This is a genomic window from Afipia carboxidovorans OM5 (assembly GCF_000218565.1).
GTDB classification, from domain to species: Bacteria; Pseudomonadota; Alphaproteobacteria; order Rhizobiales; family Xanthobacteraceae; genus Afipia; species Afipia carboxidovorans.
Genome location: NC_015684.1, coordinates 814,803 through 827,770, shown reverse-complemented (window position 1 = coordinate 827,770; position 12,968 = coordinate 814,803). Strand labels below are relative to the sequence as shown.

Sequence of the window (12,968 nt, the reverse complement as noted above, 5' to 3'; positions counted from 1 at the left end):
ATCGCCCGGCCATCTGTCAGATCGGTTGCCGCAATGGCGCTTACTTCAGGACTCCCTTTTCCTTGTAGTAGCGGATTGCGCCCGGATGCAGCGGCGCCGGACTTCCGGCCGCGGCCGATTCGAGCTTGATGCTCTTGCCGGCGACGTGAGCGTTCACGAGCTCAGGCAGATTTTCGAAAATCTGCTTCGTCATCTGGTAGGCGAGGTCATCCGACACCGCCGAGCTGGTGACGAGATAGTTCACGACAGCCGCCGTCTCCACATCCGCCGTCTGGCCGGAATAGGTGTTGGCCGGGATCACAACCGCGATGAACGGAGGGCCGATCTTTTCCACGATCGCCTTCGGCACGGCCACAACGTTGATCGGGGACGAACTCGACAGGTCCTTCAGCGAGGCCACGCCGAGACCGGCCGACTGCAGGGTCGCGTTCAACTGGCGGTTCTTCATCAGGTCGACCGACTCGGCGAACGGCAGATATTCGACCTTGCCGAGATCGTTGTAGCTCATGCCCGCCGCCTTCAGGATCGCGCGCGAGTTGAGCTCGGTGCCGGACTTCGGCGCACCGACGGAGAGCGTCTTGCCCTTGAGGTCGGCGAGCGTCTTGATGCCGCTATCGGCGGTCGCGACGATCTGGATGTAGTTCGGATAGATCGCAGCCAGCGTGCGCAGCTTGCCGAGCTTCTTCTTGAAGCCCGCTTCCTCGTCGCCATCGACCGCCGCCTTCAGCGAATCGCCGAGCGTAAAGGCCAACTCGCCGCGGCCCTGCTCGATCAGGTTGAGGTTTTCGACCGAGGCCTTGGTGGCCTGGACCTGCGTCTTCACGGTCGGGATTTTCTCGCCGTAGATTTTTCCGATCGCAACGCCGAGCGGATAATAAACGCCGGAGGTGCCGCCGGTGAGAATGTTGATGAACTGCTGCGCCTGAGCTTGCGGCGGGGACACAGCCATCGCCATGGCGGCAGCGGCGAGCGCGGATACGAATTTGAACCTCATGATTCCTCCCTGGGTCTTTTTGTCGTTGCCGAAAGGTTGAACGGGCGCGCGCCTTCGGTCAACTTCTTCTAATGGCGAGGATTCGTATGCCGTTAGACATTCGTATCAGACGACACCGCCGTTCTCGCAGAGAGCACAACGTGTCCTGCGCGATACTTCGCACTGTGCCGCTGCTCGCTCTCCTGACCATCTGCAGCGCACTGCCTGCCGCCGCCCAGCCGGGTAGCCGCGCGGGGAATGTCTCCGCGCAACAAATAACCGAATATCGTCAGAAACTTGCTGCCTACGAACAGGCTCGGGCACAGTTCGAGGTCAAGGCCGAGGCGTATTGGTCGGCGATTGCCGAGAAGCGCCGAACCCGTAACGCCCGGCGCCGCGACGGGCATGCGATCGGCCCCGAACATTACGTGCTGACCCAGCCCCCGATATATTCCGGCCCCGCACGACCGATCGACCCGACCGCGCCGACCAAGCCGCCACCGGCGCGGACGCCGCTGCCGGTGGTGGCCGACTTCCTCCGCCACGCCGCGGGTGAGTTTCAGTTCACCCCACGCCGGCCGCAAAGCGAGACCGAGTTCAAGGCGGCTTATGCAAAGGTCGCGGCCGCCCATGGACTCACCCGCGAGCAGGCGGTGCGGATTTACTCCTTCGAGGCTGGTGGCAACGGCAAATACGACGTGCAGGCCGGGCTCGAATCATCCCGGCCCAATGCACGCGCGATCTCGACCGCGCTGGGTTACAACCAGCTTCTGACCGCGAACACGGTCGAGGTGCTCGCCGAACAGGGCGACGCCATCCTCTCGGGGCTGACCGCCGCGATGCATGCCGCGCCGGAGCCACGCCGCCGGCAGCTTGCAGCCAAGATTCCGACGCTGCGCAAAATGCTTGCCTTCGCACGCTCCGTGCCGAACGCATGGAGTGCGCATGTGCAACTCGCCAAGACCCCGAAGGGGCTCGCGATCCACGCGCTCAATCTCGATGTCGATATCGGCCCGTGGCTGCAGACCCATAAGCTTCTGACCTCGGTCCGCTTCGCCGCGCGCAAGGGTTACACCCGGCCGCTCACCGCCGCCGAGCTCGAAATGATGAACCTGACCGGTGACGGCAACGGTTTCGACATGGTGACGATGCCACAGGCCCTGCGTGCGCAGGTGCCGACATCGAATTTTTTCCAGCGCGGCGGCTATGAGCGCAACCCGGTCGCGATCCGCAACAATACCGTGGCGAAACTGATCGCGGCAACCGATGCGCGGATGGACAAGGAAAGCACCTTGCCCGGCGCCCGCGCGCTCGCCACCGCCTTCTGACGGGCAAGGCTCGCACCCTGCAACTCCGCGCCCTGATTATATCGGTAACCGACATTATAAGAGTGTGAGCTGAATGCCCATGTAGGGCCTGAGCCCGCATCCCCTCCCCCGCATGGCAGGGGAGGGTCGGATGAGGCCTAACCGCCCTTCAGGCGCTTGTTGCACGCGCTGTAATAGCCGCCACCCTTCTGAATCCACTTCATGCCGCCGTTGGCGTTCTTGCCCTTGTTGGCATTGAACTGGTCGACGCAGGTGTGCATGCGCGCCTTGCCGGGGGTCTCGGAGGCATATTTCGGATTGACCGCGGTGGGGAAAACCGCCCCGCCCGCAGCGGCAGTTGCAGCCGATGCCGCAGGCTTTGCCGCGGATTTCGCCGACGTCGCCGCCGTATCGTCCGTGCCGCACTTCGTCTTGCGGAAATCGTTCCAGCTTTGACCGCCGAGCGAGCCGTCCGCCTTCGCCGCCTTGTACTTCGCGCTGCATTCCTGCATCGACAGCGCGCTCGCAGGACCCGTTGCAACAAGGCCGATGAAACCCGCCAGTCCTGCAGCGGCAACGGTCAAAAGCAATTTCGATTGGAAAAACATCGCTTGCCTCCAGAAATGAAGAAACCCGATCCTAGCGCCGCGCCGGAAGGTTTCAACGAAGATGGAACAGCAACGCTCGCAATTTGTCGCGAACGCGGCAAACGGCGACATCGCCGTTCATGCGTAGTTCATCCATACAGGCTCAGGGTGATGTCAGGCTTGAGGCTAACCATGACTGCCCGTCATTGCGCTCTTGGGCCCGCGTTCGCTTGCAACTGACTTCAGCACTGGGTTTGCCGAGACAGGCCGGTTTGCCTGTCGTTCGCGAAGGCCAAGGCTGGAGTTGCGTGCCGCATTTCGCCGCCTGCTCATGGCAGGCCGACGCAGAGACGGCACCGCAGAAGCGTTACGGCAAGGAGCCGCAAGGCTTGCGCTCCCGAGTCTGCGCGCTTCCAGGTCTGCGCTCCGCAAGCCGATGCGCCTGGATCTTAGCGTTGCGTGCGTACCTCACCTGCCCTGAAACTTGAGCCGGCGGCCATACCGCCGGCTTTTTCGTAACCGCGTTCGAAAGCGGCTTTACGCGCCGCGGCGGCAGAGGGCGAACAGGCCCAGCCCCGACAGCGCCGCCATCAGCGCGGAAATCAGCGCGTTGTAGCCCGCAAGCGACAGGCCGAGAAAACGCCACTGCACCTCGTCGCAACGCACGATCTTCACGGCGTTCAGGCTTTCCAGCAACTTTCCGGGATCGCCGAAATCGACCGCCGAGCCAGTGCATTCGGTCGGGCCCGGCCACCAGCCCCATTCGACACCCGCATGAAAGACGCCGAAGGCGGCATTGAACAGGGTGGCACAGAACAGCACCGCGAAGCCCGCAACCAGCGGCGCACGCCCCGCCCCCTTTGCCGCGCCAAGCGCCACCACGGCCGCAAGCGGAATCGCAAGGTAATAGGCATAGCGTTGCTCGAGGCACATCGGGCACGGCTTGATGCCGAGCACGAGCTGGAAGAACCATGCCCCAGCGATGGTGGCGAGCGCGATCACGCAGATCGCGAGCGCGAGCATCGAGGACGCCGCATACGGCGAGCGGTCGGTCGGTGAGAGAGCGTCGGACAAGGGTCTATCTCCAGTCTAAAGCGCTCCTAGCCTGCGCTCCGCCCGGTGTCGAGATGCGTGGAGTCACAGCCGGTTGACCCGCCGTCGCCGCCCGCTATAGTCCGCCCGCTTCGCCGCGCCACCCGCGCGCAAGCGCCCCTGTGGCGGAACTGGTAGACGCGCTCGACTCAAAATCGAGTTCCGCAAGGAGTGCTGGTTCGATTCCGGCCAGGGGCACCACCCCTTATATTTCAATATCTTACATAAGATCTGACGGCATTTTGTGTCGCCGGGTCGCTCCGGGTAGCCTCAATGGCAGCCTGGATCGCCTCAGCGATTGGCCGGCACCCGTTGAGACGGGATGAGCCGAGTCGGGACCGCACAGGCTGGCGGCAACCTCAATCGAGATCGAGAGCCTTTTAAGAGCATTGGGTAAGAGCTTTGGGCTCCTGCGTATCCGCAGCGCGGGCCGGGGGCCGGCCTGTTAGCTTTCATGGGCAGATCGGGAAGCCCCGCGCATCAGCAATGGTCGCGTTTTTTTCGATTCGATACGCTGGTCGGCAACGAAGGTGCTGCAGACATCCATCGCAACGTCGTCTCACCAGTCGGGAAAACCAAGAGACACTCTCAAGGGCGAGAAAGTATCGTCTCCGCCAATACGCCATGTCGCTTTATGTCGCACCGACGCGATTCATCGCGCATCGCTGCTATATCCGCTCCGATATTTCTCCGGCTCGCAGCAAATCGGCGAACTTTCAACCGAATCCGTCAACGAACCGACGTTCTCACCCGATATATCGTATGAGCCGCGCGGACTTCCGAGACGGACGATCCATCGGCAAATGTGGATACATTCAGCCCAATGCGAGCGGGTTTTCTGCGACTTGACTTGAATCAACGCATCCGTTCGCAAAACACGAAGAACGTCGCTACAAGGTCGGCGCCTGAAGGCGCCGGCCTTCGTGAATCATGTCAGGGGACCACTCCATGAAATACGGCCAGGGGATCATCCTCGCTGGAGCGCTGTGCTACCTCACATTTATGGGCGCCGCTTTTGCGGTCGATGAGCCGTTCCAGCAGCATATGTGGATCGCGTTCTTCGTGCTCGTGGCCTTCACGATTGCTCTGATGCGCAAGACAAGCTTCACGCCGGAGCCCCCTGTCGACGATACGACCTATATGGACGAGCCGATCCGCTACGGCATGATCGCCACCGTGTTCTGGGGCGTCATCGGCTTTCTGGCCGGCGTGTTCATCGCCGTGCAACTCGCCTTCCCCGACCTCAATTTCGAGCCTTTGCTGAATTTCGGCCGCGTCCGCCCGCTGCACACCTCCGCGGTTATCTTCGCGTTCGGCGGCAACGCCCTGATCGCGACCTCCTTTTATGTCGTCCAGCGCACCTGCCGCGTCCGCCTGTTCGGCGGCGACCTCGTCTGGTTCGTGTTCTGGGGCTACCAGTTCTTCATCATCATGGCGGCGACGGGCTATTTGCTCGGCATCACGCAGTCGCGCGAATACGCCGAACCCGAATGGTACGTCGATCTGTGGCTCACCATCGTCTGGGTCGCGTATCTCATCGTGTTCATGGGCACGCTGCTGCGGCGGCGCGAACCGCACATCTACGTCGCGAACTGGTTCTACCTGTCGTTCATCATCACCATCGCGATGCTGCATGTGATCAACAACATGGCGATCCCGGTCTCGATCGCCGGCTCGAAAAGCTATTCGGCTTTCGCGGGCGTGCAGGATGCGGTGACGCAGTGGTGGTACGGCCATAACGCGGTCGCGTTCTTCCTGACCGTGCCGTTCCTCGCGATGATGTACTACTTCGTGCCGAAGCAGGTGAACCGGCCGATCTATTCGTATCGCCTGTCCATCGTCCACTTCTGGTCGATCATCTTCCTCTACATCTGGGCCGGCCCGCACCACCTGCACTACACGGCCGTGCCCGACTGGGCGCAGACGCTCGGCATGGTGTTCTCGATCATGCTGTGGATGCCGTCATGGGGCGGCATGATCAACGGCCTGATGACGCTGTCGGGTGCGTGGGACAAGATCCGCACCGATCCGATCGTGCGCCTGATGGTGGCGGCCATGGCTTTCTACGGCATGGCGACATTCGAAGGCCCGATGCTGTCGATCAAGTCGGTCAACTCGCTTTCGCACTACACCGACTGGACCATCGCCCACGTTCACGCCGGTGCACTGGGCTGGAACGGCATGATCACCTTTGCCGCCGTCTACTTCCTCGCGCCACGTCTGTGGGGCCGCGACCGGCTCTACTCGATCCGCATGGTCAACTGGCACTTCTGGCTCGCGACGCTCGGCATCGTGCTCTACGCCGCCTCGATGTGGGTGTCCGGCATCATGCAAGGCCTGATGTGGCGCGAATACGATGAGCAGGGCTTCCTCGTCTATTCGTTCGCCGAAACGGTGGCCGCGATGCATCCCTATTACGTCATGCGCGTCACCGGCGGCGTGTTCTATCTCGCCGGCGGATTCCTGATGGCGTGGAACGTCTATCAGACCATCCGCGGTCGCGTGCGCGACGAACGGCCGATGGATATGGCGCTGCCGACCCCTGGCGCCGCCGCACAGCCTGCCGAGTAAGGAATACGGTCCATGTCGATTCTGAAGAACCACTCCAAGCTCGAAAAGAACGCGACGCTGCTGCTGATCGCCTCGCTCGCCGTGGTCACGGTCGGCGGCATCGTCGAGATCGCGCCGCTGTTCTATCTGCAGAACACCGTCGAGAAGGTCGAGGGCATGCGGCCCTACACGCCACTCGAACTCGCCGGGCGCAACATCTACGTCCGCGAGGGTTGCTACGCCTGCCACTCGCAGATGATCCGTCCGTTCCGCGATGAGGTCGAACGCTACGGGCATTACAGTCTCGCGGCGGAGTCGATGTACGATCACTCCTTCCAGTGGGGATCGAAGCGCACCGGACCCGACCTCGCGCGAGTTGGCCAGCGCTATTCGAACGAATGGCATGTCCAGCACATGATCGAGCCGCGTTCGGTCGTGCCTGAATCGGTGATGCCGAGCTACGCCTTCCTCAAGGACAAGCCACTCGACACCAGCGGGATCAAGGCACACCTCGTCGCCAACAAACGTGTCGGCGTGCCCTACACCGACGACATGATCGCCAACGCCACGGCGGATATGCGAGCGCAGGCCGATCCGGATGCGGATACGAGTGGTCTCGAATCCCGCTATCCCAAGGTGAAGGCCTCCGATTTCGACGGCGACAAGAAGCGCCTCACCGAGATGGACGCGCTTGTCGCCTACCTGCAGATGCTCGGCACGCTGGTCGATTTCTCGACCTACGACGAAGCCGCCGGCTATCGCTAAAGGAGGCCGCGATGGAAACCTACACCACCATGCGGCTGATGGCCGATAGCTGGGGCCTCCTGTGCATGGCGCTGTTCTTCATTGGCGCCGTGATCTTCGCCTTCCGCCCGGGCAGCCGCGCTCTCGCCGATGACGCCGCCAGCATTCCCTTCAAGGACGACGCACAATGAGCGAAAAGCAGATCGACGAGTTTTCCGGCGTCTCCACCACCGGCCACGAGTGGGACGGCATCAAGGAACTCGACAATCCGATGCCGCGCTGGTGGCTGATCATCTACTACGCGACCATCGTGTGGGCGGGCGCGTACGTGATCGCCTATCCGGCCTGGCCTCTCATCAGCACGGCGACGACCGGCCTCCTCGGCTATTCCAGCCGTAGCGAGATGAAGGCGGAGTTCGCCGCGGCGAACGCGGCCAAGGCCGACTACATCGCGGCCATTGCGTCGAAGTCGGTCACCGAGATTCTGGCCGACGACAAGCTGCGCACCTTTGCGGCGGCGGCGGGCGCGGCAGCGTTCAAGGTCAACTGCGTGCAGTGTCACGGCTCCGGCGCACAGGGCTCGCCCGGCTATCCAAATCTCAACGACGACGTATGGCTGTGGGGTGGCAAGCCGCAGGACATTCAGCAGACCATCGCGCACGGCATCCGTTTCACTGAAGATTCCAACACCCGGGTGTCGGAAATGCCGGCGTTCGGCGACATGCTGAAGCCGCAGGAAATCACCCAGGTCGCAAATTATGTCGCCTCGCTATCGGGCAAGGCCGGCGACACCAGCGCAACCGATATCGCCGCCGGCAAGGAGCTTTACGCGCAGAACTGCAGCTCCTGCCACGGCGACGAAGGCAAGGGCAATCAAGAGGTCGGCGCGCCGAACCTGACGGATGCGATCTGGTTCTACGGCTCGACGCCGGCGGCCATCGCCGCGCAGATCAAGGCGCCGAAGCACGGCGTGATGCCAGCCTGGGGCGTACGTCTCGGCGACACCGCCGTGAAGGAATTGACCGTTTACGTCCACTCGCTCGGAGGTGGCGAATAAACGGCCATGCTAGTGCCGACACCGACACGCCCGGATTGACCGGATCGTGCCGGGTCCCGGCGTTGGCATCAGAAGTGAGACCGGCGTTTCAGAAGAGCGCTGCGGGAGACGATTGCAATGCTCGACACGCCGGAGATCGAAACATTTGACGCGACGGCCGTAAACTCGGCGCGCATGCGTCAGCCGCTCTACGCGGCTCGCAAGAAGGTCTTCCCCAAGCGAGCCGAAGGCAGCTTCCGGCGCTTCAAGTGGATCGTGATGCTGATCACCCTCGGCATCTACTATCTGACGCCGTGGCTGCGCTGGAATCGTGGTCCCTACGCGCCCGATCAGGGCGTGCTGGTCGATCTCGCCAACCGGCGCTTCTATTTCTTCCCGATCGAAATCTGGCCGCAGGAATTCTACTTCGTCGCCGGCCTCCTCATCATGGCGGGCTTCGGGCTGTTCCTCGTGACTTCGACGGTCGGGCGCGCCTGGTGCGGCTACACCTGCCCGCAGACCGTGTGGGTGGACCTGTTTCTGGTGATCGAGCGCGCCGTCGAAGGCGACCGCAACGCCCGCATCAAGCTCGATGCCGCGCCGTGGTCGGCCGGCAAGCTCATCAAGCGCGTGACCAAGCACCTGATCTGGTTGATCATCGCCGTGCTGACCGGCGGCGCGTGGATCTTCTACTTCGCGGACGCCCCGACGCTGCTGCGCAATCTGGTGACGGGCCACGCCGAGCCGGTCGCCTACATCACGATCGCGATCCTGACCGGCACCACTTACGTGTTCGGCGGGCTGATGCGCGAGCAGGTCTGCACCTACATGTGCCCGTGGCCACGCATTCAGGCAGCGATGCTCGACGAGAACTCGCTCACCGTCACTTATAATGACTGGCGTGGTGAGCCGCGCTCGCGGCACGCCAAGAAGGCCGCTGCCGCAGGACAGGCTGTCGGCGATTGCGTCGATTGCAACGCCTGCGTCGCCGTCTGTCCGATGGGCATCGACATTCGCGACGGCCAGCAGCTCGAATGCATCACCTGCGCGCTGTGCATCGACGCGTGCAACAGCGTCATGGACAAGATCGGCCGGGAGCGCGGGCTTATCTCGTACGCGACGCTCGCGGAATATCAGGCCAACATGGCGCTCGCGACCGCCGGCGGCACCTCCACGATCGATCCGCGGCGCGTGCACGACGCCAATGGCAGGCTGTCGGACAAGGTCGCCACCTTCCATCTGAAGAAGCTGATGGGTCCGCGCACACTGATCTATCTCGCGGCATGGACGCTGGTCGGACTTGGCCTTCTCTATGCGCTGCTGACGCGTGACCGCTTGCAGGTCAACGTGCTGGCAGACCGCAACCCGCAGTTCGTCGTGCTCTCCGACGGCTCGATCCGCAACGGCTACACCATCAAGCTTCTCAACATGATCCCGGAGCCACGCACGATCACCGTGACGATGCAGAACCTGCCGGGCGCGGACATGAGCGTCGTCGGCATGGATCAGCACGTGGAACGCTCCTTCGTGGTCGAGGTTGAACCGGACAAACTCAAGACGCTCAAGGTTTACGTACGCCAGCCGCGCGAGAACATCGCAAGCTCCAGGCAGCACTTCACGTTCGTGGTCGAGGACAAGTCGAGCCACGAAAGCGATCGCTATGAGGCGACCTTCGACGCACCGGAGACAGGGAAATGAACATGGCAGACCGGAAACGCGAGCTGACGGGCTGGCATGTGCTGGCCATGCTGGTGGCGTTCTTCTCGGTCGTCATCGTCGTGAACCTGACGATGGCGCTGCTCGCCCGTTCGAGCTGGACCGGCTTCGTTGTCGAAAACACTTATATCGCAAGCCAGAAGTTCAACGAGAAGGCGGCGGAGGGTCGCGCGCAGGCGGCTCTTCACTGGAAATCGGACCTCGTCATTGCCGATGGCAAGGTGAGCTATCGTCTGCTCGACAGCGTCGGCAATGTGGTTGCGGCCAAGCGCGCGACCGCGAACTTCCGCCGCCCGGCTTACGCGTCCGAAGATCAAAATGTGACGTTGACTCCGCAAGCGGACGGCTCGCTGGCCGCACCGGTCGATGTGCGCGACGGCATGTGGATCGTCGAGATCCACACCGATGTCGCGAACCGCGAACATCCCTACCGCGACACGCGCCGGCTCACGCTTCTCAACGGAGCGATCAAGTGACCGGCTGCGTGCTCATCGATCGCTCATTGATAGGAGGGAGCGCATGAACGCCCTCGTCTATCTGATCCCGGTGTCGCTGGTTTTCGGATGTGTGAGCCTTGCCGCCTTCCTCTGGGCGCTGCAGAGCGGCCAGTACGAGGACCTCGAGGGCGCGGGCGAGCGGGTTCTGCTCGACAACGACTCCGACGGCAAGGCCGGGAGCCACTGAGGCGCAGTCCCGCTCCTGTCGAAGTCTATTTAGATGACGACGACATCCGCTGAAGCTCGAGCCGCAGCACGAGCGCATTGCCGACATGCTCGCGCGCGCGCTGCCCCGCAAGCGCCGCGTCACCGGCCCGGATTGCTTCGAGAATGCCGAGATGCTCCTGACGCGCCTGCTCGATGCTGCCCTTCAGAACAAAGGATGAGTGGCGGACAAGCCCCAGCGTATCGACAACCGAATGCAGCGAGCGCAGCAGATAGCGGTTGTGTGACGCCTCATAGATCGCCGAGTGTAGATCCGAATTGATCTGTACCAGCCTGTCCGGATCGTCGGCGGACGCCGCTTCCTGCTCGGCAATTCGAAACAGGTTCTCAATCTCGGCACGCGATGCATGCATGGCGGCGAAGCTCGCTGCCGCGCCTTCCAGCACTTCGCGCACGGCATAAAGCTCGACCAGTTGCTGGTTGTCGAGTTCGGCAACCTTCGCGCCATTCCAGGGGCCCGCCACAAGGAGGCCCTCGGAGATCATGGTGTGAAATGCCTCACGCACCGGCGTGCGGCTGATTCCCAGCCAGTCCGCGAAATCGGCTTCCCGCAGATGCCCACCGGGGCGAAGCTTTCCGGTGCGGATCGCCTCGCGCAGAATCCGCGCGGCGAAGTCTCCCAGCGCCTCGCCCGGATTCCGCGCAACGCCCTCCAGCCCTTCCGGCTTGGGGCGCTCGTTTTTCTGGAAGCGGCGTTTTTGAGTTTGGACTGCCAAGGTCGTTCCTGCGATTCCCTTAGAGTAGATATCCTCATCCGGCTTCCCTGCAAACGCGTATCTTGCTCAGGCAGGCTCCTGAGCAATCAGCGACAGCGTCCGCACACCGGCCCGCACGTTCGAGAACACCGGAATTCCGGCGCCTTCGATTTCCTGGGTCCAGCGCGCCGCGGCGCTGCCATAGAGCACGAGCGCGACCGGCTTGTCGTAGGTCTCGCGCAGGCGGCGCAGCAGAGCGCCCATCTCCGGGAAGTCCGCGTTCGGCGGCGCCAACAGCGTGCACAAAACAAGGTCGACATTCGGGTCGGCGAACGCAGCCTCTAGGCCGATCTCGTGCGCCTCGCGCGGCCCCTTGACGTCGATGCCGATCCAGAAATCGAACGGATTGGCCGCTCTCAACCAGTCTGGAAACACCGTCTCCATCTTGTTGAGCGTCGCCTCACTGTACTGCGCCAGCTCGAAACCGAAATCGGACGCATAGTCGCTGGCGATGACGCCGAGCGCGCCACTTGTCGTCGCGATGCCGAGACGACGGCCCTTGGGGCGCGGCAGATAGGCCAGCGCGCGCAGCACGTTGACGAACTCCTCCTCGTCGTCGACGCGCAGGATGCCGCTGCCCTTCAGCGCGGCAGTGACCTCAGTGTCGTCGGAGGGCGGCGAACCGGTGTGACATGCAGAGGCCATCTTGCCGAACGCGGTCCGGCCCGGCTTCAGCATCACCACCGGCTTGGTGCGGCTGATCTCCTTCACCTTGGCAGCGAAGCCCGGCAGGTCGCGGATGCTTTCGATGTAGAAGCCGATGACCTTGGTGCCTTCATCCTTTTCAGCGAAGTGCAGGAAGTCGAGTTCATCGACGTCGATCTTGTTGCCGACATCGATGCTCTTGGAAATCGGCGGGCGCTGGACGTCGCTGTCCATGATCTGGCGCATCACCGCGCCGGTGAAAATGCCGGTCTGGGTGAATAGCGAAATGCCGCCCTCTTCCCAGCGCGGAAAATTGACGAAGCTGCCCATCATCCGGACATCGGTGTTGACCATGCCGATGGTGTTCGGTCCGGCCATCAGCAAACCGCCCTTGCGGCCGATCTCACGAATCTTGTCCTGCAGCGCGATGCCCTCGGGGCCCGCTTCCGCAAAGCCCGCGGTGATGATGCAGGCGGCCTTCGCCTTCGCCTCGACGCACTGGACGATGGAGCTTTCCATGTGCTGGCTCGGCAGCACGATATAAACGAGGTCCACCGGCTCCGGCACATCGGCGAGGCTCGGATACGCCTTGCAGCCCAGGATTTCCGTGGCCTTCGGATTGATCGGATAAAGCCCGCCCTTGAAGCCGCCGCTGACGAGGTTGCTGAACAGAATGCCTCCGGACTTTGCCGTATTGGTCGAGGCGCCGATCACAGCAATGGAACGGGGAGCAATGAGAGGTTGAACATCGCGCATGGCGGAAAACTTCCTGACGAGAGACGGCTGACGAAGGAGAGGCGATAACGAGACAAGCGTGGCGACCGCGAACAGCCGCCACGCT

Annotated in this window: 13 protein-coding genes and 1 tRNA gene; 9 read left to right on the top strand and 5 right to left on the bottom strand. The window is 62.7% G+C overall.

Annotated elements, in window-relative coordinates; translation table 11 throughout:
* Positions 1-40 precede the first annotated feature (40 nt).
* Positions 41-994: a TAXI family TRAP transporter solute-binding subunit gene (locus OCA5_RS03930; RefSeq protein WP_012564469.1), complete on the bottom strand. Its 954-nt coding sequence runs from the start codon at positions 992-994 to the stop codon at positions 41-43.
* 86 nt (positions 995-1,080) lie between these two features.
* Here OCA5_RS03930 and OCA5_RS03925 point away from each other — a divergent pair, with 86 nt between their 5' ends.
* Positions 1,081-2,301: a hypothetical protein gene (locus tag OCA5_RS03925; RefSeq protein ID WP_013912856.1), complete on the top strand. Its 1,221-nt coding sequence runs from the start codon at positions 1,081-1,083 to the stop codon at positions 2,299-2,301.
* 137 nt (positions 2,302-2,438) lie between these two features.
* Here the strand turns inward: OCA5_RS03925 and OCA5_RS03920 are convergent, their stop codons facing one another.
* The gene (locus tag OCA5_RS03920; RefSeq protein ID WP_012564471.1) at positions 2,439-2,888 is read right to left on the bottom strand and encodes a hypothetical protein; all 450 of its coding nucleotides are present in this window, start codon (positions 2,886-2,888) and stop codon (positions 2,439-2,441) included.
* Between the two features lie 516 nt (positions 2,889-3,404).
* Positions 3,405-3,890 (bottom strand): disulfide bond formation protein B, encoded by a 486-nt coding sequence (locus OCA5_RS03915; RefSeq protein ID WP_042200935.1) that lies wholly within the window; start codon positions 3,888-3,890, stop codon positions 3,405-3,407.
* Between the two features lie 185 nt (positions 3,891-4,075).
* Here OCA5_RS03915 and OCA5_RS03910 point away from each other — a divergent pair.
* The 8 genes from OCA5_RS03910 to ccoS all read left to right on the top strand — a co-directional run bounded on the left by OCA5_RS03910 (position 4,076) and on the right by ccoS (position 10,689).
* Positions 4,076-4,160 (top strand) — tRNA-Leu (locus OCA5_RS03910).
* Between the two features lie 801 nt (positions 4,161-4,961).
* Positions 4,962-6,530 (top strand): cytochrome-c oxidase, cbb3-type subunit I, encoded by a 1,569-nt coding sequence (gene ccoN, locus OCA5_RS03905; protein ID WP_422388719.1) that lies wholly within the window; start codon positions 4,962-4,964, stop codon positions 6,528-6,530.
* Between the two features lie 12 nt (positions 6,531-6,542).
* The gene (gene ccoO, locus OCA5_RS03900) at positions 6,543-7,274 is read left to right on the top strand and encodes a cytochrome-c oxidase, cbb3-type subunit II (protein WP_012564474.1); all 732 of its coding nucleotides are present in this window, start codon (positions 6,543-6,545) and stop codon (positions 7,272-7,274) included.
* Positions 7,275-7,285: 11 nt separating this feature from the next.
* Entirely contained in the window at positions 7,286-7,444 is a 159-nt protein-coding gene (locus tag OCA5_RS03895) for a CcoQ/FixQ family Cbb3-type cytochrome c oxidase assembly chaperone (RefSeq protein WP_012564475.1), read from the top strand.
* Complete coding sequence (gene ccoP, locus OCA5_RS03890; RefSeq protein WP_012564476.1) at positions 7,441-8,310, top strand: cytochrome-c oxidase, cbb3-type subunit III; 870 nt, start codon at positions 7,441-7,443, stop codon at positions 8,308-8,310. The genes OCA5_RS03895 and ccoP overlap by 4 nt, the downstream gene beginning before the upstream one ends.
* Positions 8,311-8,427: 117 nt before the next feature.
* A complete protein-coding gene (gene ccoG, locus OCA5_RS03885; protein ID WP_012564477.1) occupies positions 8,428-9,987 on the top strand; it encodes a cytochrome c oxidase accessory protein CcoG in 1,560 nt (519 codons plus the stop codon).
* Positions 9,988-9,989: 2 nt separating this feature from the next.
* Entirely contained in the window at positions 9,990-10,481 is a 492-nt protein-coding gene (locus tag OCA5_RS03880; protein ID WP_013912855.1) for a FixH family protein, read from the top strand.
* A 43-nt stretch (positions 10,482-10,524) separates the two neighbouring features.
* Complete coding sequence (gene ccoS, locus OCA5_RS03875; RefSeq protein WP_012564479.1) at positions 10,525-10,689, top strand: cbb3-type cytochrome oxidase assembly protein CcoS; 165 nt, start codon at positions 10,525-10,527, stop codon at positions 10,687-10,689.
* A 25-nt stretch (positions 10,690-10,714) separates the two neighbouring features.
* Here the strand turns inward: ccoS and OCA5_RS03870 are convergent, their stop codons facing one another.
* Positions 10,715-11,443 carry a GntR family transcriptional regulator gene (locus tag OCA5_RS03870; RefSeq protein ID WP_012564480.1) on the bottom strand — a complete coding sequence of 243 codons (729 nt, stop codon included), beginning with the start codon at positions 11,441-11,443 and terminating at the stop codon, positions 10,715-10,717.
* A gap of 66 nt (positions 11,444-11,509) precedes the next feature.
* Positions 11,510-12,883: an acetate--CoA ligase family protein gene (locus OCA5_RS03865; protein ID WP_012564481.1), complete on the bottom strand. Its 1,374-nt coding sequence runs from the start codon at positions 12,881-12,883 to the stop codon at positions 11,510-11,512.
* Positions 12,884-12,968: the final 85 nt, after the last annotated feature.

Bases quoted from the DNA above. Each gene is read 5' to 3' on its own strand.
- ccoG (WP_012564477.1), top strand. From the start codon at position 8,428: ATGCTCGACACGCCGGAGATCGAAACATTTGACGCGACGGCCGTAAAC.
- OCA5_RS03915 (WP_042200935.1), bottom strand. From the start codon at position 3,890: ATGCTCGCGCTCGCGATCTGCGTGATCGCGCTCGCCACCATCGCTGGG.
- OCA5_RS03925 (WP_013912856.1), top strand. From the start codon at position 1,081: ATGCCGTTAGACATTCGTATCAGACGACACCGCCGTTCTCGCAGAGAG.
- ccoP (WP_012564476.1), top strand. From the start codon at position 7,441: ATGAGCGAAAAGCAGATCGACGAGTTTTCCGGCGTCTCCACCACCGGC.
- OCA5_RS03865 (WP_012564481.1), bottom strand. From the start codon at position 12,883: ATGCGCGATGTTCAACCTCTCATTGCTCCCCGTTCCATTGCTGTGATC.
- ccoN (WP_422388719.1), top strand. From the start codon at position 4,962: ATGGGCGCCGCTTTTGCGGTCGATGAGCCGTTCCAGCAGCATATGTGG.
- ccoO (WP_012564474.1), top strand. From the start codon at position 6,543: ATGTCGATTCTGAAGAACCACTCCAAGCTCGAAAAGAACGCGACGCTG.
- ccoS (WP_012564479.1), top strand. From the start codon at position 10,525: ATGAACGCCCTCGTCTATCTGATCCCGGTGTCGCTGGTTTTCGGATGT.
- OCA5_RS03895 (WP_012564475.1), top strand. From the start codon at position 7,286: ATGGAAACCTACACCACCATGCGGCTGATGGCCGATAGCTGGGGCCTC.
- OCA5_RS03930 (WP_012564469.1), bottom strand. From the start codon at position 994: ATGAGGTTCAAATTCGTATCCGCGCTCGCCGCTGCCGCCATGGCGATG.
- OCA5_RS03880 (WP_013912855.1), top strand. From the start codon at position 9,990: ATGGCAGACCGGAAACGCGAGCTGACGGGCTGGCATGTGCTGGCCATG.
- OCA5_RS03920 (WP_012564471.1), bottom strand. From the start codon at position 2,888: ATGTTTTTCCAATCGAAATTGCTTTTGACCGTTGCCGCTGCAGGACTG.